Origin of the sequence: Streptomyces sp. NPDC091972, assembly GCF_044756385.1 — a bacterium.
GTDB lineage: Bacteria > Actinomycetota > Actinomycetes > Streptomycetales > Streptomycetaceae > Streptomyces.
Genome location: NZ_JBIVSV010000001.1, coordinates 129,938 through 151,312, shown reverse-complemented (window position 1 = coordinate 151,312; position 21,375 = coordinate 129,938). Strand labels below are relative to the sequence as shown.

Here is a 21,375-nt window from a genome sequence, read left to right as displayed (position 1 = left end):
ACCTCTCCGGGTTCCCCGGCGGGGCGGCCACCGGAGCCGTCACCGACCCGCATCGGCGTACCGGCGGCGATTGTCAGTGGACGGTGCAAGACTCGGCGGTACAGGCAACGGGACCCCTCAGAGGAGGGCAGAGATGCTCACGACCCGTTATGTCACCGGCGCTCCGAACTGGCTGGACCTCGGCACCCCCGACATCGACGGCGCCACCACCTTCTACGGCGGCCTGTTCGGCTGGGAGTTCCAGCCGGGCCCGCCCGAGGCCGGCGGTTACGGCTTCTTCCGGCTCGGCGGCCGGACCGCCGCGGGCGGCATGCAGACCACACCGGACCAGGGCCCGCCGTCCTGGACCGTGTACTTCCAGACGCCGGACGCGGACGCCACCGCGAAGGCGGCCGAGGAGGCGCACGGTTCGGTGCTGATGCAGCCCATGGACGTGATGGACCAGGGCCGCATGGCGATCCTCGCCGACAAGGCGGGCGTGCCCTTCGGCATCTGGCAGCCCGGGCGGAACAAGGGGCTCGACGTCACGCAGGAGCCGGGCTCGCTGTGCTGGGTCGAGCTGTACACGGCCGACCTGCCGATGGCCGCCTACTTCTACCGCGCGGCGCTCGGCCTGGAGACCTACGGTGTCGACTTCCCGGGCGGCACGTACACGACCGTGCTGCCGGACGGCCAGGACGAGGACGCCATGTTCGGCGGCATCGTCCCGCTCGTCGACGATCCGCTGGAGGCGCAGGCCGGGCCGTACTGGATGCCGTACTTCGAGGTCACGGACACCGACGCGACGGTCGCGCGGACGCAGGAGCTGGGCGGCACCGTCCGGCTGCCCGCCACGGACGTGCCCGGTGTCGGCCGGGTCGCCAAGCTGGCCGATCCGTACGGCGCCCGCTTCGCGGTGATCAAGAGCGATCCGCGGCAGGCGGCCTAGGACCTGTCCGACGATTCCCGTGGTCGCCCGGAGGGCGGCCTCGCGGCGTCAGGTGCGTGCTCCGGGGGTCCCCCTGGCCGGGTCCTGTGCGGCAGGTTCGAGGATGGGGGCGCGTGCTTGGCGTCGCGAGGCAGGCGGGAGTTGTCGGACAGGCCCTGGCGGGCGATCGGGTCAGGCGGAGGCGCGCCGCACCAGCGTGGTGGGCAGGACGACACCACCCGCCGGTGCGGCTCCCGTGCGAGCGGGGTCGAGGTCCCGCAGCAGCAGGCGGGCCATCAACCGGCCCATCTGCTCGATGTCCTGACGGACCGTCGTCAGCGGCGGATCGGTCTGCTCGGCGACCGGCAGCATGTCGTCGAAGCCGATCACGGCCACGTCCTCGGGCACCCGGCGCCCGTGCTCGCGCAGTACGCGCAGGGCGCCGGAGGCGGTGAGGTCGTTGGCGGCGAACACCGCGTCCACGTCCGGGCAGCGGGCGAGGAGTTCCCGCATCGCCCGCTCCCCGCCGCCCGGGGTGAAGTCTCCCGGCACGACGAGCCCCGGGTCGGCGTCGCCCATGACGTCCCGGTAGCCGTCGAGCCGGTCCGCCGCGGAGGTCTGGTCGAGGGGGCCGGTGATGTGGGCGACGCGGCCGCGCCCGAGTCCGGCGAGGTGCCGTACGGCCGCGCGGGCGCCGCCCCGGTTGTCGCTGTCGACGTACACGACGTCCGTCGTCCCGTCGCTCCAGCCGGGCCGCCCGCCGAACACCGTGGGAACACCGGCTCGTTGGATCAGTCCGGGCAGCGGGTCGTCGAGGTGCAGCGAGAAGACGAGCGCGCCGTCGACGTGCCCTCCGGCGAGATACCGTCCGACGCGGGCGTGGTCGTCGCGGCCCTCGGTGAGCAGCAGCACGAGTTGGTTGTCGTGGGCGGTCAGCTCCTTGCTGATCCCGCGCAGTTGCAGCGCGAAGAAGGGGTCGGCGAAGACGCGTGTCTCCGGCTCGGCCACGACCACGGCGACGGCGTCGTGGCGCCGGGTGACGAGGCTGCGGGCGGCCTGGTTGGGCACGTAGCCGAGTTCCTCGACGGCCCTGCGGACCCGCTCGACGAGCGGCTCCCTGACCCCGTCCCCGCCGTTCACCACCCGGGACACGGTGGCCCGCGACACCCCGGCCCGGGCCGCCACGGCCTCCAGAGTCGGGCGCGGCGCTGTCTCGGTCACTTCGGGGCTCCTCGTCGGCGGGTGCGGATCAGGATAGCCCCGGGGCGAGGACGCGGTGAGAGCGCTCTCCGGAGGGGCGCCGGAGGCCGGCTGCCCAGCGCCCCGCACGCCACGGTCTTCCGGACATCGGGTGAGCGACTTCAGGCCAGCAGATCCACTCGCCGCCCGATCCCTTCCCTGTCGGCCCGCCCGTACGCCGCCCAGGCCAGCGCGAGGTCCTGCCAGGGCAGGCCCACGGGAGCGTAGACGGTACGGTCCGTGCCGGCCGCGCGGCCGGGGTGCTCGGAGCGGACGATCTCGCCCAGGGTCGCGTCCGGCCGCCGCAACACGCCCACGTCGGAGACGAGTTCGCGGTCGTCGACCACCAGCAGTGCCGCTTCCAGCAGATCGGCCGCCAGTTCCGCCTTGCCCGGCTCGTCGACGCCCAGGCTCGTGAAGTGCTGGCCCGGCCTGGTCTCGTGCAGGTGCAGCAGCGGCTCCCGGGACCAGGTCGCCGACAGGACGATGACGGCGGCCCCGGCGACCTCCGCGGCGGAGGACAGCACACGGCCGCCGTGCCGCTCGGCGAACTCCGCGGCGCGGTCGGCGGACGTGTCGTGGACGACGAGGGCGCCGCGCGGCCGTAGCACCCCGAGGCCCCGCACCATCAGCTCCGCCTGCGCACCCGCCCCGACGACGCCGACCGTCTCCCCCGACCCGGCCAGCAGGTGCGTGCCCAGCGCGGCCGCGAGCCCCGTCCGCCATGCCGTGACCGTCGCCGAGTCGAGCAGCGCCAGCAGTTCACCGTCGGTACCGCTGTGCAGGCAGATCACCCCGCGCAGGGCGGGCCGAGCGCCGGGGAACTTGGCGTTGACCTTCACCGTGTAGGCGGGAACGCCGGGCAGCAGGCCCGGGATCAGCGCGGTCGCCGTACCGGGGAAGGGGAGGTCGGTGCGCACCCGCTGTCCCGCGATCGACTCGGTGTCCGCGTCCCGGAAGCCGTCCCGCAGCACGTCCAGGCAGGTCGCCGGCTCCAGCACCGTCTCCAGGTCGCCGCGCGTGAGAAGAAGAGTCACCCGCCCATGATCGGTCAGTGATGGTGCTCGGTCCGCTGCCCGGTGTGCTCGTGCGGCTCGTACCCGGGGATCGTCCCGTCCGTCTTCTTCACCAGGAACAGGCCGACCATGCCCATGTCGGAGTGGCTCTGCACGTGGCAGTGGTACATCCACGCGCCCGCCCCGACCCCCTCCCCCGCGACGACCTGGAAGCCGAAGGAGTCCGCCGGGCCCACGATCTTGTTGTCGATGACCTGGCTCGGGTCGTCGGGCCCGGTGAGCATGCCGGTGCGGTTGTCCGCCCAGCGGTGACCGTGCATGTGGAACGTGTGGTAGTACTCGCCGTGCGTGATCACCACGAACTCGACCCGATCGCCCACCGTGGCCTCGAAGTTGGGCCCCGAGTGCGCCGGCTTGTTGTTGATGAGCAGGTCGTTGAAGACGACGGTGTGGGTCGCGTCCGGCAGGATGTCGCCCTTGCGGCGGACGATCACCGGCCCGTAGAGGCCCTTGCGGATGCCGGTGGTTCCGTGTTCCGTGCCGACCACGTGGTCGTGGTAGTGCCAGTAGCCCGCGCTGCCCGCCCGCCAGGTGCCGTCGGCGCGGCGGCCCGGGGCGTGGGTGCGCCAGGTGTAGGTGCGGGTGCCGCCCGGCTCGACGTCGCTGTTGTTGAGCTTCGTCCCGTCGCTGGAGACCTCGTAGTCCAGGCCGTGGACGTGCAGGCTCGCCCGGACGTCCATGGTGTTCTCGAACTCGATGTGCAGGGTGTCGCCCTCGTTGAGCTCGATGAGCGGGCCGGGGACGGTCGCCTTCCCCTTCTCCAGGCCGTAGCCCATCTGTCCGTCGGCCATTCTCTCGGCGTACAGCTTGATGCGCCTGACCTCGCCGCCGCCCGGGGCCGCCTGCGCCGGACCTGCCTCGCTGCGGGCCTCCGGGGCCAGCGACAACGATGTCGCGACCGCCGCGCCACCGAGCAGCACCCGCCGGTTGAAGCCACGTCTGTTCAGCGCGCCCATGCAGAACTCCCCATCGTGATACGGGTTTTGCCGAGACGTACCTGTGATGAACCTGTGAGACGGTACCGGCCGCGGAGCCGTTTATCCACACTCAGGACAAAGTTCGTCCGATCCCGGTCATAGGTATTGGCGAGTGAGGCAAAGGGGTCTAGCTTCCAAGGCGCTGTTGCTGTGACCGAGGAGGTGCCCATGCACTTACGAGGGTTGAGCGCGAGAAGCGGAGGAAGTGCGAGGAGACGGATCTGGACGGCCACCGTGACCGCGGGGGTCGTCGCCGCCGGGCTGATGTCCGGACCGGCCGCGGGGGCGCTGCCCGCTCCCGATCCGACCGTGACAACGATGTCCGTCAAGTCGCCGCCGGGCGGCGGGGACGTGCGGGTGCTGGTCTTCTACGGCTCCGCGGCCGGCGGGGAGGAGTCGCCGGTCGTCAACGCCGGGATCGCGGCGATCGAGAGCATCGGGCTGTCCGGTCCGGCGAACCAGCGGTTCGAGACCGAGGCCACCGACGACGCGAGGGTCTTCACCGACGAGAAGGCGCTCGGCGGTTACAACGCGATCGTCTTCCTGACCGGTGGCGGGGATGTCCTCGACCCCGAGCAGGAAGCGGGCCTGGAGGCCTACATGGAGGCGGGCGGCGGTTTCGTCGGCGTCCATGACGCGGCCCGCGCCGAGCCGTACTCCGACTGGTTCACGGGGCTCGTGGGCGCCCGCCCGGCCGCCTCCAGCCCGACGGCCGTCCAGCGGGCCACCGTCGAGGTCGGCGACCGGCAGCACCCGGCGACAAAGAACCTGCCGGTGCAGTGGAAGCGCCCCGACCAGTGGTTCAACTGGACGAAGAACCCCTCCGGCGACGTGCACACCGTGGCCCGGGTGCGCGAGTCGACCTACCAGCCCGGCGCGAGCGCCAACGGCTGGGACCACCCGGTGAGCTGGTGCCGCGACTACGACGGCGGCCGGTCCTTCTACACGGGCATGGGCGGCACGGTCTCCTCGTACGACGAGACGGACTTCCGGGCCCATCTGCGCGGCGCGCTGCTGTGGACCTCGCGTCTCGTCCAGGCCGACTGCAAGGCCACGATCAACGCCAACTACAAGGCGGAGCGCCTCACCCAGCCCAACCAGCCGGGGCAGAACGACCAGATCGGCGAACCGCACGGCCTGGTCACCGCACCCGACGGACGGGTCCTGTACATCGGCCGGGGCGGCGCCGACTCCTCCCAGCCCGTGATCACCGACTGGAACAACCCCGACATCGGCAAGGGCAAGGGCGAGATCCACGTCTACGACCCGAGCACCAAGAAGGTCACCCTGGCGGGCGCGTTGACCGTGTTCGGCAACAAGGGCGGCGGCGACGAGCTGGTCAAGGTCGAGGAGGGGCTGCTCGGGATCGAGCTGGACCCCCGCTTCGAGGAGAACGGCTGGGTGTACCTGCACTACACCCCGCACTCCCGCCTCAACCGCGACACGCAGATGGCCGAGCGGCGGGTCTCCCGCTTCACGCTCGACCTCGCCACGAACAAGCTGGACCTGAACAGCGAGAAGGTCCTGCTCAAGTGGCCGGTACAGGTGCACAGTTGCTGCCACGCTGGTGGCGGGATGGCCTGGGACTCGAAGGGCAACCTGTACATCGCGACCGGTGACAACAACTCCAGCGGCTTCAGCGGCGGTTACTCGGGCAACAACCCGCAGCCCAACTACAAGGGCGTCTCCTTCGCGGACGCGCGCCGCACCGCGGGCAACACCAACAACCTCAACGGCAAGATCCTGCGCATCCACCCGGAGGCCGACGGGACGTACACCCTGCCCGAGGGGAACCTCTTCACCGGCAAGGAGACCGCCGAGGGCGGCGGCAAGACCCGCGGCGAGATCTACGTCATGGGCGTCAGGAACCCGGCCCGGATCTCCGTCGACAAGAAGACCGACGTCCTGTACGCCGGATGGGTCGGCCCGGACGCCGGCGCGCCCTCGACGACGTGGGGCCCGGCCAAGTACGACACCTTCGCCGTCATCACCAAGGCGAGCAACAGGGGCTGGCCGTACTGCATGGGCAACAAGCAGCCCTACCGGGACCGCAACCTGCCCAACCCCGACCAGCCGCTGGGCTGGTACGACTGCGACCATCCGAAGAACGAGTCGCCCAACAACGACGGTCTGGTCAACCTGCCGCCGGTCACCGGCAACAACATCTGGTACTCGCCGCAGGGCGGTGCCCCGGACTACCCACGCGACGCGAGCGGCATCCCGTCCTACAAGCAGGAGCAGGCCAAGTACCTGCTGCCCTGGCTCAAGGGCGGCGGCCAGGCCGCGATGAACGGTCCGGTCTACCGCTACGACACCGCCGCGGCCGGCAGCACCGTCAAGTGGCCCTCCTACTGGGACGGCAAGTGGTTCGTCGGTGACTTCTACGACGCCGACCAGCCGCGCAACGCGGTCATCACCGACCCGGGGAACCACGGCGAGGGCGGGCTGCCCGTCCACTCCGAGTCCCTGAAGAAGATCGTGCCGATCGGCAACGACGGCATCAAGAACCTCATGGCCTGGAAGTTCGGCCCGGACGGCGCGCTGTACGTCCTCGACTACGGACGCGGGTTCTTCACCTCGGACGCCAAGTCGGCGCTGTGGCGGGTCACCTACACGGGCGGCGGGCCGACCCCGGCCGCCGGACAGCTCGCGAGAGGAGGGCAGTGATGCACCCCCGGAGAGCTCTGACCGTCCTGGTGGCGGCCCTGCTGATGGTGCTCGGCCTCCAGTCGGCGTCCGAGGCACGGCCCGACCCGGCCGCGGCGGCGGCCCAGACACTCACCTGGACCGCCGGCGACGACATCACCAAGTACACCTCGGCCCCGGCCACCGCGGTCGCGGGTCCGGCCACGATCGTCTTCGAGAACAGCGCGGCCACCGGCAACACCACCGGGATGCCGCACACGCTGACCTTCGTGACCAGCGACCCCGAGTTCAACGACGACGTCCAGCTCAACATCCTCGCCAACCCCAACGACGACATGGGCGGCCGGCACACCGCCGAGGTCACCCTCACCCCGGGCCGCTACTTCTACCACTGCACGATCCCGGGCCACGGCCAGATGCAGGGCATCCTCGTGGTGACCGAGGGCAGCGGCGAGGACACCACCGCGCCGTCGGCCACGGCCCAGGTCAGCGGCACGCAGAACGCGCAGGGCCAGTACGTCGGTTCGGCGAGCGTGGCGGTCACGGCGACCGACGAGGCCGGCGGCTCCGGCGTCGACCGGATCGAGTACGCGATCGGGGACACCGGCGCCTGGCAGCCGTACACCGCCCCGGTCGTGGTCGACCAGGTCGGCGACCACACAGTCCGCTACCGGGCCGTCGACAAGGCGGGCAACGTCTCCGCCGAGAAGAGCGTCGCCTTCACGGTCGTCCCGCCGCCCTCCGACGACACCACCCCGCCGGACACCTCGGCGACGGTCAGCGGCGAGCAGAACCCGGACGGCACCTACATCGACATGGCCACGGTGACCGTGTCCGCGTCCGACACCGGGTCCGGGGTCAACACCATCGAGTACGCGGTGAACGACGGGAGTTGGCAGCCGTACACCATGCCGGTGATGGTGCACCAGGTCGGTTCCCACACCGTGCGCTACCGGGCGACCGACAAGGCGGGCAACGTGGCCGCCGAGAAGAGCGTCCGGTTCACGGTGGTCGCGGCGGCCCCGCAGGACACCGTCCCGCCGGTGACCGGCGTGACCGTGGACGGCACGCGGAACTCCGACGGGGCCTACGTGGGCAACGCCCGCGTCACCGTGAGCGCCACGGACGAGGGCGGTTCGGGTGTCGCCGGGGTCGAGTACTCGATCGACGCCGGACCCTACCTCGCGTACACCGCTCCCGTGGTCGTCGACCGGGCGGGCACGCACACCCTGGCGTACCGGGCGACCGACAAGGCGGGCAACACCTCGGCGGCGCGCACGGTGACCTTCACTGTGGTCTCAAGTCAGGTCCCGGCGCCCAACTGCGCCGAGCTCGACGAGCGGTTGACGGTGATCGTCGGCACGGTCGACTCCGGGGTGCCGAACCGGATCACCAACAGCCGGTGCCGTATCAACGAGTTGATCGAGGACGAGAAGGAGTGGACGTCCCACGCGCTGTTCCTCAAGCACGTGAAGACGGTCCTCGACAAGCTCTACAAGGAAGGGGTCGTCGACGAGCGCGAGTACGACGCGATCGACGCGGCGGCCCGCGAGTCCGGGATCGGCAGGCCGGGGCAGACCGCGGGCTACCGCACGATCCTCGACGGCAGCGCGGCCTCCTTCGCCAAGTGGCAGCAGGTGGGCGGCGGTTCGTTCGCCCCGAACGGCGACGGGACGATCACGTCCGGCACCACGCGGGACGGTCTCGGCATGCTCTGGTTCCCGGAACGCAAGTACGGCGACTTCTCGCTCAAGCTCCAGTGGCGGGACGACGCCCCGGGCACCGGCAACGCCAACTCCGGTGTGTTCGTGCGGTTCCCGTGGGTCCACGACCACCCGGAGGAGCCCCGGCCGGAGTGGGCGGCCATCAAGTACGGCCACGAGGTGCAGGTGTTCGACTCGCCGTCCGGCGACATGTACAAGACCGGGTCGGTCTACGGCTTCGACCGGGTGGGGCTCGCCGGTGCGGGCGTCACCCAGAAGGGCACGTGGAACGACTACGAGATCCGGGTGGTCGACCAGCACTACTCGGTCTACCGCAACGGCGTGCTGATCAACGAGTTCGACAACATCGGCGGCCAGGAGTTCTACCCCGCCCGCTCGGACGACCCGGGCACGGACGGACGGCGGTTCTCCTCCGGCTACATCGGACTCCAGGTGCACAGCACGACGGACGTGATCTCGTACCGGGACGTCAGGATCAAGGAGCTGTAGGACCGGGCTTCCTGGCACGGCTCGGCTGTACCCGCTTGGGCTCCCCCGGCATCTTCGGATACTCGGGCGGGTACGGCAGATCGCCAAGGCCGTGGTCGTGCTCGTCACGGCGGGCCAGTTCCAGGAGAGGCTCCAGCGAGAAGGCGTGATCGTCCATGTCCGCGTGCACGTCGCCGAGTTCGGCGAAGCGCGCGGGCATGGTCGCGATGTCGAAGTCCCGCGGGTGCGCCTCGCCGACCTCCTCCCAGCGCAGGGGGGCGGAGACGGGGGCGTGCGGGCGGGGCCGTACCGAGTAGGCGGAGGCGATCGTGCGGTCGCGGGCCGTCTGGTTGTAGTCGAGGAAGATGCGCTCGCCGCGCTCCTCCTTCCACCACTTGATGGTCACGTGGTCCGGCATCCGGCGTTCCATCTCGCGCCCGACCGCGATCGCCGCCCGCCGCACCTGGGTGAAGGTCCAGCGCGGTTCGATGGGCACGAAGACGTGCAGGCCGCGTCCGCCGGAGGTCTTCGGCCAGCCCCGCAGACCGCCGAACTCCGCCAGCACCGACCGCAGTTCGTGTGCAGCGCGCACGGCGTCGTCGTAGTCCGTGCCGGGCTGCGGGTCCAGGTCGATGCGGAGTTCGTCCGGGTGGTCGACGTCGGCGCGGCGGACCGGCCAGGGGTGGAAGGTGAGCGTGCCGAACTGGGCGGCCCACAGGACGGCGGCCTCCTCGGTGGGGCACATCTCGTCGGCGCTGCGGCCGCTGGGGAAGGTGATGTGGGCGGTCGGGATCCAGTCGGGCATGTTCTTGGGGGCCCGCTTCTGGAAGAAGTTCTCGCCGGTCACCCCGTCCGGGTAGCGCTCCAGGGTGGTGGGGCGGTCGCGCAGGGCGCGCAGGATGCCGGGCGCGACGGCCTGGTAGTAGCGGGCGAGGTCCAGCTTGGTGAAGCCGCGCTCCGGGAAGAAGATCTTGTCCGGGCTGGACAGCCGTACGGTCCGGCCGCCCGCCTCCAGTTCCACCGCGTCACCCATGCGAGCCACGGTAAGCGAGCCCGGCATATCAGGCATTTCGGGGCATGCGCGTGCAGAATCGGACCATGGATCTGCCGGTGATGCCCCCTGTGAAGCCCATGCTCGCCAAGTCGGTGGCGAAGATCCCGCCGGACATGCACTACGAGGCGAAGTGGGACGGATTCCGGGCCGTCGTGTTCCGGGACGGGGCGGAGGTCGAACTGGGCAGCCGTACCGGCAAGACGCTGACCAGGTACTTCCCCGAACTGGTGGAGGCGCTGCGGGAGCGGCTGCCGGAGCGCTGCGTGATGGACGGGGAGATCGTCATCGCCCGGGACGGACGGCTGGACTTCGACGCGCTGACCGAGCGGATCCACCCGGCGGCCTCCCGGGTGCGCACCCTGGCGGAGCGGACCCCGGCCTCGTTCGTGGCCTTCGACCTGCTGGCCCTGGAGGACGAGTCCCTGCTGAACGTCCCGCTGACCGACCGCCGAAACCTGCTGACGACGGCACTGTCCGGCACGACACCGCCCGTGCACGTGGCGCCGGCGACCACGGACATCGACGTGGCCCGGCAGTGGTTCGAGGAGTACGAGGGCGCGGGCCTGGACGGGGTGATCGCCAAGCCGCTCACCCTGCGCTATCTCCAGGACGAGCGGGCCATGTTCAAGATCAAGCACGAGCGCACGGCGGACGTCGTGGTCGCGGGCTACCGGCTGCACAAGAGCGGCCCCGTGGTCGGCTCCCTGCTGCTCGGCCTCCACGACGACCGGGGCGCGCTCCAGCACGTCGGCGTGTCCGCGGCCTTCCCCATGAAGCGGCGCGCCGAGCTGATCGAAGAACTGGAGCCGCTGCGGATGGCGGACGTCTCCGGGCATCCGTGGGCCGCCTGGGCGGAGGAGGCCGCCCACGAGAGCGCCCGGCTGCCCGGGGCGCCGAGCCGCTGGTCGGGCAAGAAGGACCTGTCCTGGGTGCCGCTCCGGCCGGAGCGGGTGGCGGAGGTGGCGTACGACCACATGGAGAACGGCGTACGGTTCCGCCACACCGCCCGCTTCCGCCGCTGGCGCCCCGACCGCACCCCGGAGAGCTGCACGTACGCCCAGCTGGAGGAGCCGGTGCGCTACGACCTGGACGAAATCCTGGGCTGAACGGCGAGGCGGGGACGGCGCCGGCCGGGTCGACCGGGTTGGTCGGAGCCGGGAGAGGCGGGGACCGCGTCGGCCGGATCGACCAGGTGGGTCGGAGCCGCCCGGACCGCACCAGCCAGCCAGCCGGGCGGACGCGGCGTGAGCCACCAGCGGGGCCTGCGGGGGCCTGGACCCCATCAGGCGAACCCGCGCGACCGGGTCCTCCTGCGACCGGGCCCGCGCGGCCGGCGCCACGCCACCCGGCCATTCGAGCCGGACCGCACCAGCAGAGCCGACGCGGTCAGGTCCACGACAGCCGGGCGCGGTCCGAACGGCACCCGCCGGACCCGCCGAGGCCACGACCGCACCAGCCGAACCTGGGCGGCCGGAAACCAGCAGCCGGGGGCTGGGCCGGCCTGGGCTTGGCGCGGCTCGTGCAGCGCCGGCTTTGGCGGCCCTGTCCGTGCGCGGCCTGGCTGGAGCGGCTCCGACCGTGCGGGGGTGGCTGGTGGCGGGTCCTGGCTGCGTTGGTTCGGCTGGTGCGGCCCCGGCCGTACAGGCTGGACTGGTGCCGCGTGCGTCGCGCGGCTGGTGTGGTGCACTCACCGTCATGGGTTCGGCCGGTGGGGCCAAGACCCCAGCGGCTCGGCTTGCGCCGCTCCCGTAGCGTCGGCTCGGCTGACGCGGTGCCGCCCGCCGAAGTCAGGGCCGCATCAGTACCTTGACCGCGCCCTCCCGCTTCTTCTGGAACATCTCGTAGGCGTGCGGGGCGTCCGACAGCGGTACGTGGTGGGTCGCGAAGTCGTCGACGCCGAGCGGGTCCTCGTCGGTGAGGTACGGGATGATCTCGTCGCTCCAGCGACGCACGTTGGCCTGGCCCATCCGGAGCTGGATCTGCTTGTCGAACATGGTGAGCATGGGCAGCGGGTCCGCCATGCCGCCGTAGACGCCGCTCAGGGAGATCGTGCCGCCGCGGCGGACCAGCTCGATGGCGGTGTGCAGGGCGGCGAGCCGGTCGATGCTGAAGCGCTCGGCGAACGGCCCGCTGATCTTCCGGGGCAGCAGGGCCGAGGCGTTCTGGGCCAGGCGGGCGACCGCACTGCCGTGGGCCTCGGTGCCGACGGCGTCGATCACGGCGTCCGGCCCGCGCCCGTCGGTCTCGTCGCGGATCGCCTGGACCAGTTCCTTCTCGTTGTCGAAGCTGCGGAGGTCGTACGTCTCCACGCCCCGCGCCCGGGCCCGGCGCAGCCGTTCGCTCACCAGGTCCACGCCGAAGACGCGCCCGGCGCCGCGCACCTGGGCGACCCGGCAGGCCATGTCGCCGATGGGTCCGAGGCCGAGCACGGCGACGCTGCCGCCCTCGGGGACGTCCGCGTAGGCGACGGCCTGCCAGGCGGTGGGCAGCACGTCGGAGAGGTACACGAAGCGGTCGTCCGGCGGGCCCTCGGGGACCTTGATCGGCCCGAACTGGGCCTGCGGGACGCGCAGGTACTCGGCCTGGGCGCCCGGTACGGCACCGTACAGACGGGTGTAGCCGAACAGGGCGGCACCCATGCCCTCGCTGGTGACCTGGGTGGTCTCGCACTGGGTCGGGAGCCCGGTCATGCACATCCAGCAGTTGCCGCAGGCGATCTGGAAGGGCACCACGACCCGGTCGCCGACGGCGAGGTCCGGGACCGCGGCGCCGACCTCCTCGACGATGCCCATGGGTTCATGACCGAGGATGTCGCCCGGCGTCATGAACGGAGTGAGTACCTCGTAGAGGTGCAGGTCGGAGCCGCACAGTCCGGTCGAGGTGATCCGGATGACGGCGTCCGTCGGTTCCTGGATCTTCGGATCGGGCACCTCCTCCACCCGTACGTCCCGCTTGCCCTGCCAGGTCACTGCCTTCATCGCCCGGCACTCCCTCCGTCAGGTCATGTGTCGGTCCTCGGACAGGCGCCCCGGGTACCCGGGGGGACTCCCGCCCAACCGCGATCCAGGGCCGATCGGCGTAGTCGACGCGACTAATCAGAAACAGACGGGTATGGCCACCAATGAACTTATAAGCGCACAATCAAAGACACGAGACGGGCGGGCACGGTGGGCATGGTGGGTACGGAGCAAGGGGCGCGCGCCAGACGCGCCCGTACGGCGGCGGCACTGCTGACCGCCACGGGCCTCTTCGCCGCGGGCTGCACGGGACACGGCACACCCGGTGTCCCGACCGACGACGGACGCGGACAGTTCCGCACGGCACAACCGGACACCTCGGAACCGAACTCCTCGGAGGCGAGCGGCACGGCCCGCCACCCCTCCGTGCTCGCCGTGAAGATCGACAACGTACGGGCGGCGCGGCCGCAGACGGGCCTCGACTCCGCGGACGTCGTCTACGCCGAGCAGGTCGAGGGCGGCCTCAGCCGTCTCATGGCCGTGTACGCGACAAAGCTGCCGAAGGCCGTCGGCCCCGTGCGCAGTGCCCGCGAGTCGGACCTGGAGCTGCTGCGGCAGTTCGACGACCCGACGCTCGCCTTCTCCGGCGCCCAGGGCAAGCTGATGCCCCTGATCAACGGGGCGCCGCTGACCGCCCGGACCCCCGAGAAGGCGGCCGACGCCTACTTCCGCGGCACCGACAAGGTCCTCCCGCACAACCTCTACCTGCGCCCGAAGCGCCTGGTGCCGACCACGCCGGGCGCGGACGCGCTGACGACAGGCTTCCGCTACGGCCCCGCGCCGGCCGGAGGCACCCGGGACACCTCGGAGACGGTCCGCTACCCGGCCGCCCGCTTCACCTTCACCTGGTCGCCGGGCAAGAAGCGCTGGCTGGTCTCGATGGACGGCGCACCGGACGTGACGGCCGACGGGAAGAGGCTGGCCCCGGCCACGGTCGTCGTGCAGTACGTGAAGGTGCGCAAGTCCGCCTTCCACGACTTCCTCGGCAACAACTCGCCCTACACGGTGACCGTCGGCTCGGGGAAGGCGAAGGTGCTGCGCGACGGGCGCGCCTTCGACGTGAACTGGAAGCGGGCGAAGGCCGCCGACGGCACGGAGTTCACCACGAAGGACGGCTCCCCGGTGAACTTCGCCGAGGGCCAGGTGTGGGTCGTCTTCGCGAAGGCCTCCTGATCAGGGCTGGGTGACGAGGGGCTCCGCGGGGTTGCGGAGCCCCTCCGCCGCGTCCGCGACCCGGCGGATCAGCTCGAAGAACCGGCTCTGCTCGTCCTCGGAGAGCGGGGCCAGGAAGACCTGGTTCATCCGGGCGGTGCGCACGGTCAGCTTGCGGTGGGTGCGCACCCCGTCGTCGGTCAGGCGCAGCAGGAAGCGGCGGCCGTCCTGGGGGTCGCGGACCTTGTCGAGCAGTCCGCGCCGGCCGAGCCGGCTGATGACCTCGGCGATGGTGGACCGGTCCAGGCCGACCCGCTCCCCCACCGTGCGCTGGTCGAGCCCCGGCTCGGCGACGAGCGCGTTCAGGACCGCGAACTGGGGCGAGGTGATCTCCTCGGAGACCATCGTGTTCCACAGCAGGTAGTGCGCCTGCTGGAGCCGCCGGGCGAGGTGCCCGGGGTGGGTGGTGAGGTCCACCGCGGCCATGTGCGCTCCCGAGTCAGGTTGGCTGGTCTGTTTTAGTCAGTGCACTGAAGAGTAGTGAGTCTTGACGCCAGGCTGCCACAGTGGCAGCTTAAGAGAAACCTCGCTGAAATACTCAGTGCACTGAGCAATTGGAATGGGGCTACGCGGATGGACAAGGTGGTCGCCACGGCCCGGGAGGCGGTGGCCGATGTGCCTGAGGGCGCGTCGCTCGCGGTGGGCGGTTTCGGGCTGAGCGGTGTGCCGAACGTGCTCATCCAGGCCCTGTACGAGCAGGGCACCGGCTCCCTGTCGGTGGTCTCCAACAACTGCGGGGCGATGGAGTCGGGCCTCGCGGTCCTGCTCGCCGCCGGCCGGATCGCCCGGGTGACCGGCTCGTACATCGGCGCCAACAAGGAGTTCGCCCGCCAGTACCTGGCCGGTGAGCTGGAGGTCGAGATGATCCCGCAGGGCACGCTCGCCGAGCGGCTGCGGGCGGGCGGCGCCGGGATCCCCGCGTTCTACACCCCGGCAGGCGTGGGCACCCAGGTCGCCGACGGCGGGCTGCCCTGGCGCTACGACGGCGAGGGCGGCGTCGCCCTGGCCTCCCCGCCGAAGGAGGTGCGGGAGTTCGACGGCACGGAGTACGTCCTCGAGCACGGGATCCGCACCGACTTCGCCCTGGTCCGGGCGGCGAAGGGCGACCGGCACGGCAACCTGGTCTTCAACAAGTCCTCCCGCAACTTCAACCCCCTCGCGGCGATGGCCGGCAAGGTCACCGTCGCCGAGGTGGAGGAGCTGGTGGAACCCGGCGAGATCGACCCGGACGCGGTGCACCTGCCGGGGATCTTCGTGCAGCGGGTCCTCGCGCTGACGCCCGAGCAGGCGAGGGACAAGCGGATCGAGCAGCGGACGGTGAGCAGCTGATGACCTGGACCCGGGAACAGATGGCCGCGCGGGCCGCGCGTGAGCTCCAGGACGGTCAGTACGTCAACCTCGGCATCGGACTGCCGACGCTGATCCCGAACTACCTCCCCGAGGGCGTCGAGGTGATCCTGGAGTCCGAGAACGGCATCCTGGGCACCGGCCCCTACCCCACCGAGGACCAGGTCGACCCCGATCTGATCAACGCGGGCAAGGAGACCGTCACCGTGCTGCCGGGCGCCTCCTTCTTCGACTCGGCGCTCTCCTTCGGCATGATCCGGGGCGGGCACATCGACGTGGCCGTGCTGGGCGCCATGCAGGTGTCCGAGACCGGCGACCTGGCCAACTGGGCCATCCCCGGCAAGCTGATCACCGGGATCGGCGGGGCGATGGACCTGGTCCACGGCGCCCGCACGGTCATCGTGGTGATGACCCACACCGCCAAGGACGGCAGCCCGAAGATCCTCAAGGAGTGCGCGCTGCCGCTGACCGGCAAGGCGTGCGTGAACCGGATCATCACCGACCTCGGCGTCCTGGACGTCACCGGGGACGGTCTGGTGCTGGTCGAGACGGCGCCCGGGGTGGGCGTCGAGGAGATCACCGCCAAGACCGATGCCGAACTGACCCTCGCGGAGGACCTGCGGTGAGGAACGTCTACATCGTCGACGCGGTACGTACCCCGATGGGCCGCTACAACGGCTCACTCGCCCCGGTCCGCCCGGACGACCTGGGCGCTCACGCGATCCGTGAACTGCTCGCCCGTACACCCGACCTGGACCCGTCCCGGATCGAGGACGTGTACTTCGGCAACGCCAACGGCGCGGGCGAGGAGAACCGGAACGTGGGCCGGATGGCCGGGCTGCTGGCCGGTCTGCCCACCTCCGTTCCCGGCGTGACCGTCAACCGGCTGTGCGCCTCGGGTCTGGAGGCGGTGATCCAGGCGGCCCGGGCGATCGCCGTCGGGGACGCCTCCGTCGCCGTCGCCGGGGGTGTGGAGTCGATGACCCGGGCGCCGTACGTGCTGCCCAAGTCCGACAAGCCGTTCCCCGCCGGGCACGCCGAGCTGTACTCGACCACGCTGGGCTGGCGCATGGTCAACCCGCGGATGGAACCGCAGTGGACGATCCCGCTGGGCGAGTCGGCCGAACTGATCGCCGACAAGCACAAGATCAGCCGTGAGCAGCAGGACGAGTTCGCCCTGGCCTCGCACCAGAAGGCGGCCGCGGCCCGGGCGGCGGGGCTGTTCGACGCCGAGCTCGCGCCCGTGCCGGTGCCGCAGCGCAAGGGCGAGCCGGTCGTCTTCGGCGCCGACGAGTGCGTACGGCCGGACGCGTCGCTCGCGGCCATGGCGAAGCTGAAGCCGTCGTTCCGCGAGGACGGCGGCACGGTGACCGCGGGCAACGCCTCGCCCTTGAACGACGGTGCCGCCGCACTGCTGCTCGTCGACGACGAGGGCCTCGCCGCGACCGGCCGGGAGCCGCTGGCCCGGATCTCCGCGACCGGAGTCCACGCCCTGGACCCGCACTACTTCGGGCTCGCCCCCGTCGAAGCGGTCAACCGGGCACTCGCCAAGGCGGGCAAGGGTTTTGACGACCTGTCAGTGCTGGAGCTGAACGAGGCGTTCGCCGCCCAGGTGCTCGGATGTGTCGCCGAGTGGCCCGAGTTCGACCCGGCGATCCTCAACCCGCAGGGCGGGGCGATCGCCCTCGGCCACCCGCTGGGCGCCTCCGGTGCGCGCCTGGCGGGCACCGTCGCCCACCAACTCGCCCGCAGGGGCGGCGGAGTGGGTGTCGCCTCCCTGTGCATCGGCGTCGGCCAGGGTCTCGCTCTCGTCCTCGAACGCTAACGGAACGCAGGAATCCCATGACTCTCACCCAGCAGGACATCGACCGGGAAATCGCCGCCGAGCACGCCGCCTACGAGAAGCGGCTCGCCGACGGCGCCCCCGTCGAGCACCAGCCGCGCCGCGACTACGCGCCCTACCGCTCCTCGGTCCTTCGGCACCCGAAACAGCCGCCGATCGGCATCGACGTCTCCCAGGACCCGGAACTGGTCGAGCTGCACTCCCCCGCCTTCGGCGAACGGGACATCACCGAGATCGACAACGACCTGACCCGGCAGCACACAGGGGAGCCCATCGGTGAGCGGATCACCGTGGAGGGACGGCTCCTGGACCGCGACGGCCGTCCGCTGCGCGGTCAGCTCGTCGAGATCTGGCAGGCCAACTCGGCCGGCCGCTACGCCCACCAGCGCGAGCAGCACGACGCCCCGCTGGACCCGAACTTCACGGGCGTCGGGCGCACGCTGACCGACGACAGCGGCTTCTACCGCTTCACCACCATCCAGCCGGGCCCCTATCCCTGGCGCCAGCACCTCAACGCCTGGCGGCCGGCCCACATCCACTTCTCGATCTTCGGCACGGCCTTCACCCAGCGGCTCGTGACGCAGATGTACTTCCCGAGCGACCCGCTCTTCCCCTACGACCCGATCATCCAGTCGGTCACGGACGACGCGGCCCGCCAGCGGCTCGTCGCCACCTACGACCACAGCCTGTCCGTACCGGAGTTCTCGATGGGCTACCACTGGGACATCGTGCTCGACGGACCGCAGGCCACCTGGATCGAAGAAGGACGCTGACCAGCCATGACGAAGATCGACACCAGTCGTCCGGAGACCGTGCTGCCGACCCCGTCGCACACCGTCGGCCCCTTCTACGGTCACGCCCTGCCCTTCCCCGGCGGCGGCGACATCGCCCCGGTCGGCCATCCGGACACGATCGTCCTCCAGGGCCACGTCACCGACGGTGAGGGCAACCCGCTGCCCGACGCCTTCCTGGAGCTGTGGGGCGCCGACCCGGACGGCAACGTCCCGCGCGTCGACGGCTCGATCCGTCGCGACCCCGCGACCGGCGGCTACCTCGGCCGCAACGGCGTGGAGTTCACCGGCTGGGGGCGGGTCCAGACCGACGCCAACGGTCACTGGAGCGCGCGTACGCTGCGGCCGGGTGCGCGTGGGCGGAGCGCCCCCTACATCAGCGTGTGCGTGTTCGCGCGCGGGCTGCTGGTGCACCTGTACACCCGGATCTACCTGCCGGGCGACGAGGCGGCCCTGGCCGCGGACCCACTGCTGGCCCGGGTGCCGGAGGAGCGGCGCGACACGCTGATCGCGCGTCGGCAGGGCGACGGCACCTACCGTTTCGACATCCGCCTTCAGGGCGAAGGCGAAACGGTCTTCCTGGAGTTCCAGTGACTTCTCCCGATCCGGACACCGGACTGCTCGGCCCCGGCTGGGCGGCCTCCCCCGCCGCCTCCGCGACCTCCGACGCCGCCCACCTCCAGGCGCTGCTGGCCGCGGAGGCCGCGCTGACCCGGGTGCAGGCCCGTCTGGGGCTCGCCCCGCAGGAGGCGGCGGACGCGGTCACCGAGGCGGCCGATGCGGCCCGGTTCGACGTACGGTCCCTCGCGGAGCGTGCGCGCGGCGGCGGCAACCCGGTCATCCCGCTGGTCGCCGACCTCACCAAGGCGGTCGGCGAGGAGTACGGCCCGTACGTCCACCGGGGTGCCACCAGCCAGGACGTCCTGGACACGGCGGCCATGCTGGTCGCCTCCCGCACGCTCGACCTCGTCCTCACCGACCTCCTCCGCGTCCAGCAGGCCCTGGCCCGGCTCGCCGCCGAGCACCGCGACACGGCGATGCCGGGACGGACCCTCACGCAGCACGCCGTTCCGACGACGTTCGGACTCAAGGCGGCGGGATGGCGCTCGCTGGTCCTGGACGCGCGGGACCGGGTCGCGGTGGTGCGCGGCTCCCTGCCCGTCCAACTCGGCGGCGCCGCCGGTACCTTGGCGGCCTTCACGGCGTACGGCAGCGAGGACCCCCGGGACCTCACGGCGGCCTACGCCGCGGAGCTCGGGCTGCGCGCACCGGAACTGCCCTGGCACACCCTGCGCACCCCCATCGCCGACCTCGCGGGCTGTCTCGCCTTCACCGCCGGCGCGCTGGGCAAGATCGCCGCCGACGTGCTCGTGCTCGGCCGCACCGAGATCGCCGAGGTCGCGGAGGGCAGCGGGGGCGGCTCCTCGGCGATGCCGCACAAGGCGAACCCCGTGCGGGCCACGCTGATCGCCGCCGCCGCCCGGCGCGCGCCGCAGCTCGCGGCCACGCTGTACGGCTCCCTGGCCGCCGAGGACGAGCGGCCGGCCGGCGCCTGGCACGCCGAGTGGGAGCCCCTCAGGGACCTGCTGCGGCTGGCCGGCGGAGCCGCGCGGGACGCCGCCGACCTGACCGAGGGGCTCCGGGTCCACGCCGACGCCATGCGCGCCCACCTCGACCTCACCCACGGGCTGATCGTCTCCGAGCGGCTGTCCGCCGAGCTGGCCCCCGTCCTGGGACGCGCCCGCGCCAAGGAACTGCTGACGGAACTCGCCAGGCGGACCCACACCGAAGGTGCCTCTCTCGGTGAACTCCTTTCGCGAGAGAGCGAGTTGAAGGACGTGGACCTCGGCGAGCTCACCGACCCCACCCACTACACCGGCTCGGCCGGTGCCCTCACCGACCGTGCTCTGGAGCGACCTTGACCGCACAAGTCCTCAACCACCGCGCCGAGGGCCCCGCTTCCGCTCCCCCGCTGCTGCTGGGGCCGTCGCTCGGGACCTCGTACGCCCTGTGGGACAAGGTGGCGCCGGAGCTGTCCCTCACCCACCGGGTGGTCCGCTGGGACCTGCCCGGCCACGGCGGTTCGGCGGCCGGCCTGATCGGCCCCGGCGCCACCGTGGGCGACCTCGCCGATCTGGTGCTGGCGCTCGCCGACTCGCTCGGCGTCGAGCGGTTCGCGTACGCCGGGGTGTCACTCGGGGGCGCGGTCGGTCTGCATCTGGCGGTACACCACCCGGAGCGTGTCGCGTCGCTGACGGTGATCTGCTCCTCGGCCCACTTCAACGGCAGCAAGCCGTGGGAGGAGCGGGCCGAACGGGTCCGCCGGGAGGGGATGGAGTGGCTGCTGGAGAGCGCGAACTCCCGTTGGTTCGCGGGCGACTTCAGCGTGCCGGAGCTCGTACGGGACCACGCCGAGGCCGATCCGGAGGCGTACGCGGCCTGCTGTGACGCCCTGGGCTCCTTCGACCTGCGCGAGCGGCTGCCCCAGATCCTGGCGCCGACCCTGCTGATCGCCGGCCGCGAGGACCCGGCGACCCCGCCGCCCCATCTGCGGGAGATCGCCGACGGGGTGCCGCGCGCCACGCTCGTCGAGCTCCCCGGGGCCTCGCACCTGGCCCCGGCGCAGTGCCCGGAGGCCGTCCTCACCGCCCTGCGCACGCACCTCGACGGAGGTGCCAAGCGGGGCATGGAGGTACGGCGCGAGGTGCTCGGGGGCACCCATGTGGACCGGGCGCAGGCCCGGCAGACCCCGTTCACCGCCCGCTTCCAGGATTTCATCTCGCGCTACGCCTGGGGAGAGATCTGGACCGACCCCACGCTCAGCCGCCGCGAGCGCAGCATGATCACCCTGACGGCGCTGGTCGCGCACGGCCACTACGACGAGCTGGCCATGCATGTGCGGGCGGCGCGCCGCAACGGCCTCACCCCGGAGGAGATCGGGGCCGTCCTGCTCCAGACGGCCGTCTACTGCGGGGTACCGGCGGCGAACTCGGCGTTCGCCACGGCCCAGCGGGTGCTGGCGGAGGAGACGGAAGGGTGACCCCGGCAGGGGCAGGCACGAGGGACGGCGATGT

The 21,375-nt window shown here is 71.7% G+C and carries 18 protein-coding genes; 12 read left to right on the top strand and 6 right to left on the bottom strand.

The annotated features are described in order from the left end of the window. Positions 1-133 precede the first annotated feature (133 nt). The gene (locus ACIQJT_RS00655; RefSeq protein ID WP_402638687.1) at positions 134-928 is read left to right on the top strand and encodes a VOC family protein; all 795 of its coding nucleotides are present in this window, start codon (positions 134-136) and stop codon (positions 926-928) included. Between the two features lie 171 nt (positions 929-1,099). Here the strand turns inward: ACIQJT_RS00655 and ACIQJT_RS00650 are convergent, their stop codons facing one another. From ACIQJT_RS00650 to ACIQJT_RS00640, 3 genes are all read right to left on the bottom strand, one after another. Next, positions 1,100-2,128 (bottom strand): LacI family DNA-binding transcriptional regulator, encoded by a 1,029-nt coding sequence (locus ACIQJT_RS00650; protein WP_402638685.1) that lies wholly within the window; start codon positions 2,126-2,128, stop codon positions 1,100-1,102. A 140-nt stretch (positions 2,129-2,268) separates the two neighbouring features. Continuing rightward, positions 2,269-3,183: an ornithine cyclodeaminase family protein gene (locus tag ACIQJT_RS00645; protein ID WP_402638682.1), complete on the bottom strand. Its 915-nt coding sequence runs from the start codon at positions 3,181-3,183 to the stop codon at positions 2,269-2,271. 14 nt (positions 3,184-3,197) lie between these two features. Beyond that, positions 3,198-4,178, bottom strand: a complete 981-nt coding sequence (locus ACIQJT_RS00640; protein WP_402638680.1) for a multicopper oxidase domain-containing protein — start codon at positions 4,176-4,178, stop codon at positions 3,198-3,200. 255 nt (positions 4,179-4,433) lie between these two features. Here ACIQJT_RS00640 and ACIQJT_RS00635 point away from each other — a divergent pair, with 255 nt between their 5' ends. Both ACIQJT_RS00635 and ACIQJT_RS00630 read left to right on the top strand, forming a co-directional pair. Continuing rightward, positions 4,434-6,866, top strand: a complete 2,433-nt coding sequence (locus ACIQJT_RS00635; RefSeq protein ID WP_402638678.1) for a ThuA domain-containing protein — start codon at positions 4,434-4,436, stop codon at positions 6,864-6,866. Continuing rightward, positions 6,866-9,058, top strand: a complete 2,193-nt coding sequence (locus tag ACIQJT_RS00630; protein ID WP_402638676.1) for an OmpL47-type beta-barrel domain-containing protein — start codon at positions 6,866-6,868, stop codon at positions 9,056-9,058. Before ACIQJT_RS00635 ends, ACIQJT_RS00630 begins: the two co-directional genes overlap by 1 nt. On the opposite strand, the gene ligD is transcribed toward ACIQJT_RS00630, so the two are convergent. Next, positions 9,045-10,070, bottom strand: a complete 1,026-nt coding sequence (gene ligD, locus ACIQJT_RS00625; protein ID WP_402638673.1) for a non-homologous end-joining DNA ligase — start codon at positions 10,068-10,070, stop codon at positions 9,045-9,047. The two genes, ACIQJT_RS00630 and ligD, sit on opposite strands and share 14 nt — an antisense overlap. A 65-nt stretch (positions 10,071-10,135) precedes the next feature. On the opposite strand from ligD, the gene ACIQJT_RS00620 reads away from it, so the two are divergent. Continuing rightward, entirely contained in the window at positions 10,136-11,197 is a 1,062-nt protein-coding gene (locus ACIQJT_RS00620; protein ID WP_402638671.1) for an ATP-dependent DNA ligase, read from the top strand. A 681-nt stretch (positions 11,198-11,878) separates the two neighbouring features. On the opposite strand, the gene ACIQJT_RS00615 is transcribed toward ACIQJT_RS00620, so the two are convergent. After that, a complete protein-coding gene (locus tag ACIQJT_RS00615) occupies positions 11,879-13,069 on the bottom strand; it encodes a zinc-dependent alcohol dehydrogenase (RefSeq protein ID WP_365454125.1) in 1,191 nt (396 codons plus the stop codon). Positions 13,070-13,264: 195 nt separating this feature from the next. Between ACIQJT_RS00615 and ACIQJT_RS00610 the strand changes: the two genes are divergently transcribed. Next, positions 13,265-14,281, top strand: coding sequence for a DUF3048 domain-containing protein (locus tag ACIQJT_RS00610; protein ID WP_402638668.1), 1,017 nt, complete (start codon positions 13,265-13,267; stop codon positions 14,279-14,281). On the opposite strand, the gene ACIQJT_RS00605 is transcribed toward ACIQJT_RS00610, so the two are convergent. After that, positions 14,282-14,746, bottom strand: a complete 465-nt coding sequence (locus ACIQJT_RS00605) for a MarR family winged helix-turn-helix transcriptional regulator (protein WP_402638666.1) — start codon at positions 14,744-14,746, stop codon at positions 14,282-14,284. A 147-nt stretch (positions 14,747-14,893) separates the two neighbouring features. Between ACIQJT_RS00605 and ACIQJT_RS00600 the strand changes: the two genes are divergently transcribed. The 7 genes from ACIQJT_RS00600 to pcaD are packed head-to-tail and all read left to right on the top strand — an operon-like array spanning position 14,894 to position 21,341. After that, complete coding sequence (locus ACIQJT_RS00600) at positions 14,894-15,649, top strand: CoA transferase subunit A (protein WP_402638664.1); 756 nt, start codon at positions 14,894-14,896, stop codon at positions 15,647-15,649. Then, on the top strand, positions 15,649-16,293 hold the full coding sequence (locus tag ACIQJT_RS00595) for a CoA transferase subunit B (RefSeq protein WP_402638662.1): 645 nt from the start codon (positions 15,649-15,651) through the stop codon (positions 16,291-16,293). Before ACIQJT_RS00600 ends, ACIQJT_RS00595 begins: the two co-directional genes overlap by 1 nt. Then, positions 16,290-17,492, top strand: coding sequence for a thiolase family protein (locus tag ACIQJT_RS00590; RefSeq protein ID WP_402638660.1), 1,203 nt, complete (start codon positions 16,290-16,292; stop codon positions 17,490-17,492). The genes ACIQJT_RS00595 and ACIQJT_RS00590 overlap by 4 nt, the downstream gene beginning before the upstream one ends. Before the next feature lie 17 nt (positions 17,493-17,509). Then, a complete protein-coding gene (gene pcaH / locus ACIQJT_RS00585; protein WP_402638657.1) occupies positions 17,510-18,283 on the top strand; it encodes a protocatechuate 3,4-dioxygenase subunit beta in 774 nt (257 codons plus the stop codon). Positions 18,284-18,289: 6 nt separating this feature from the next. Further along, positions 18,290-18,895 carry a protocatechuate 3,4-dioxygenase subunit alpha gene (gene pcaG / locus ACIQJT_RS00580; RefSeq protein WP_402638654.1) on the top strand — a complete coding sequence of 202 codons (606 nt, stop codon included), beginning with the start codon at positions 18,290-18,292 and terminating at the stop codon, positions 18,893-18,895. Continuing rightward, on the top strand, positions 18,892-20,223 hold the full coding sequence (pcaB, locus tag ACIQJT_RS00575) for a 3-carboxy-cis,cis-muconate cycloisomerase (protein WP_402638651.1): 1,332 nt from the start codon (positions 18,892-18,894) through the stop codon (positions 20,221-20,223). Before pcaG ends, pcaB begins: the two co-directional genes overlap by 4 nt. Next, positions 20,220-21,341, top strand: coding sequence for a 3-oxoadipate enol-lactonase (gene pcaD, locus ACIQJT_RS00570; RefSeq protein ID WP_402638648.1), 1,122 nt, complete (start codon positions 20,220-20,222; stop codon positions 21,339-21,341). Before pcaB ends, pcaD begins: the two co-directional genes overlap by 4 nt. Positions 21,342-21,375 lie beyond the last annotated feature (34 nt).

What these genes read in the sequence shown, in the direction of transcription:
- ACIQJT_RS00655 (WP_402638687.1), top strand. Translation starts at nt 134, where the DNA reads ATGCTCACGACCCGTTATGTCACCGGCGCTCCGAACTGGCTGGACCTC.
- ACIQJT_RS00640 (WP_402638680.1), bottom strand. Translation starts at nt 4,178, where the DNA reads ATGGGCGCGCTGAACAGACGTGGCTTCAACCGGCGGGTGCTGCTCGGT.
- ACIQJT_RS00630 (WP_402638676.1), top strand. Translation starts at nt 6,866, where the DNA reads ATGCACCCCCGGAGAGCTCTGACCGTCCTGGTGGCGGCCCTGCTGATG.
- ligD (WP_402638673.1), bottom strand. Translation starts at nt 10,070, where the DNA reads ATGGGTGACGCGGTGGAACTGGAGGCGGGCGGCCGGACCGTACGGCTG.
- ACIQJT_RS00620 (WP_402638671.1), top strand. Translation starts at nt 10,136, where the DNA reads ATGGATCTGCCGGTGATGCCCCCTGTGAAGCCCATGCTCGCCAAGTCG.
- ACIQJT_RS00615 (WP_365454125.1), bottom strand. Translation starts at nt 13,069, where the DNA reads ATGAAGGCAGTGACCTGGCAGGGCAAGCGGGACGTACGGGTGGAGGAG.
- ACIQJT_RS00610 (WP_402638668.1), top strand. Translation starts at nt 13,265, where the DNA reads ATGGTGGGTACGGAGCAAGGGGCGCGCGCCAGACGCGCCCGTACGGCG.
- ACIQJT_RS00605 (WP_402638666.1), bottom strand. Translation starts at nt 14,746, where the DNA reads ATGGCCGCGGTGGACCTCACCACCCACCCCGGGCACCTCGCCCGGCGG.
- ACIQJT_RS00600 (WP_402638664.1), top strand. Translation starts at nt 14,894, where the DNA reads ATGGACAAGGTGGTCGCCACGGCCCGGGAGGCGGTGGCCGATGTGCCT.
- ACIQJT_RS00595 (WP_402638662.1), top strand. Translation starts at nt 15,649, where the DNA reads ATGACCTGGACCCGGGAACAGATGGCCGCGCGGGCCGCGCGTGAGCTC.
- pcaH (WP_402638657.1), top strand. Translation starts at nt 17,510, where the DNA reads ATGACTCTCACCCAGCAGGACATCGACCGGGAAATCGCCGCCGAGCAC.
- pcaG (WP_402638654.1), top strand. Translation starts at nt 18,290, where the DNA reads ATGACGAAGATCGACACCAGTCGTCCGGAGACCGTGCTGCCGACCCCG.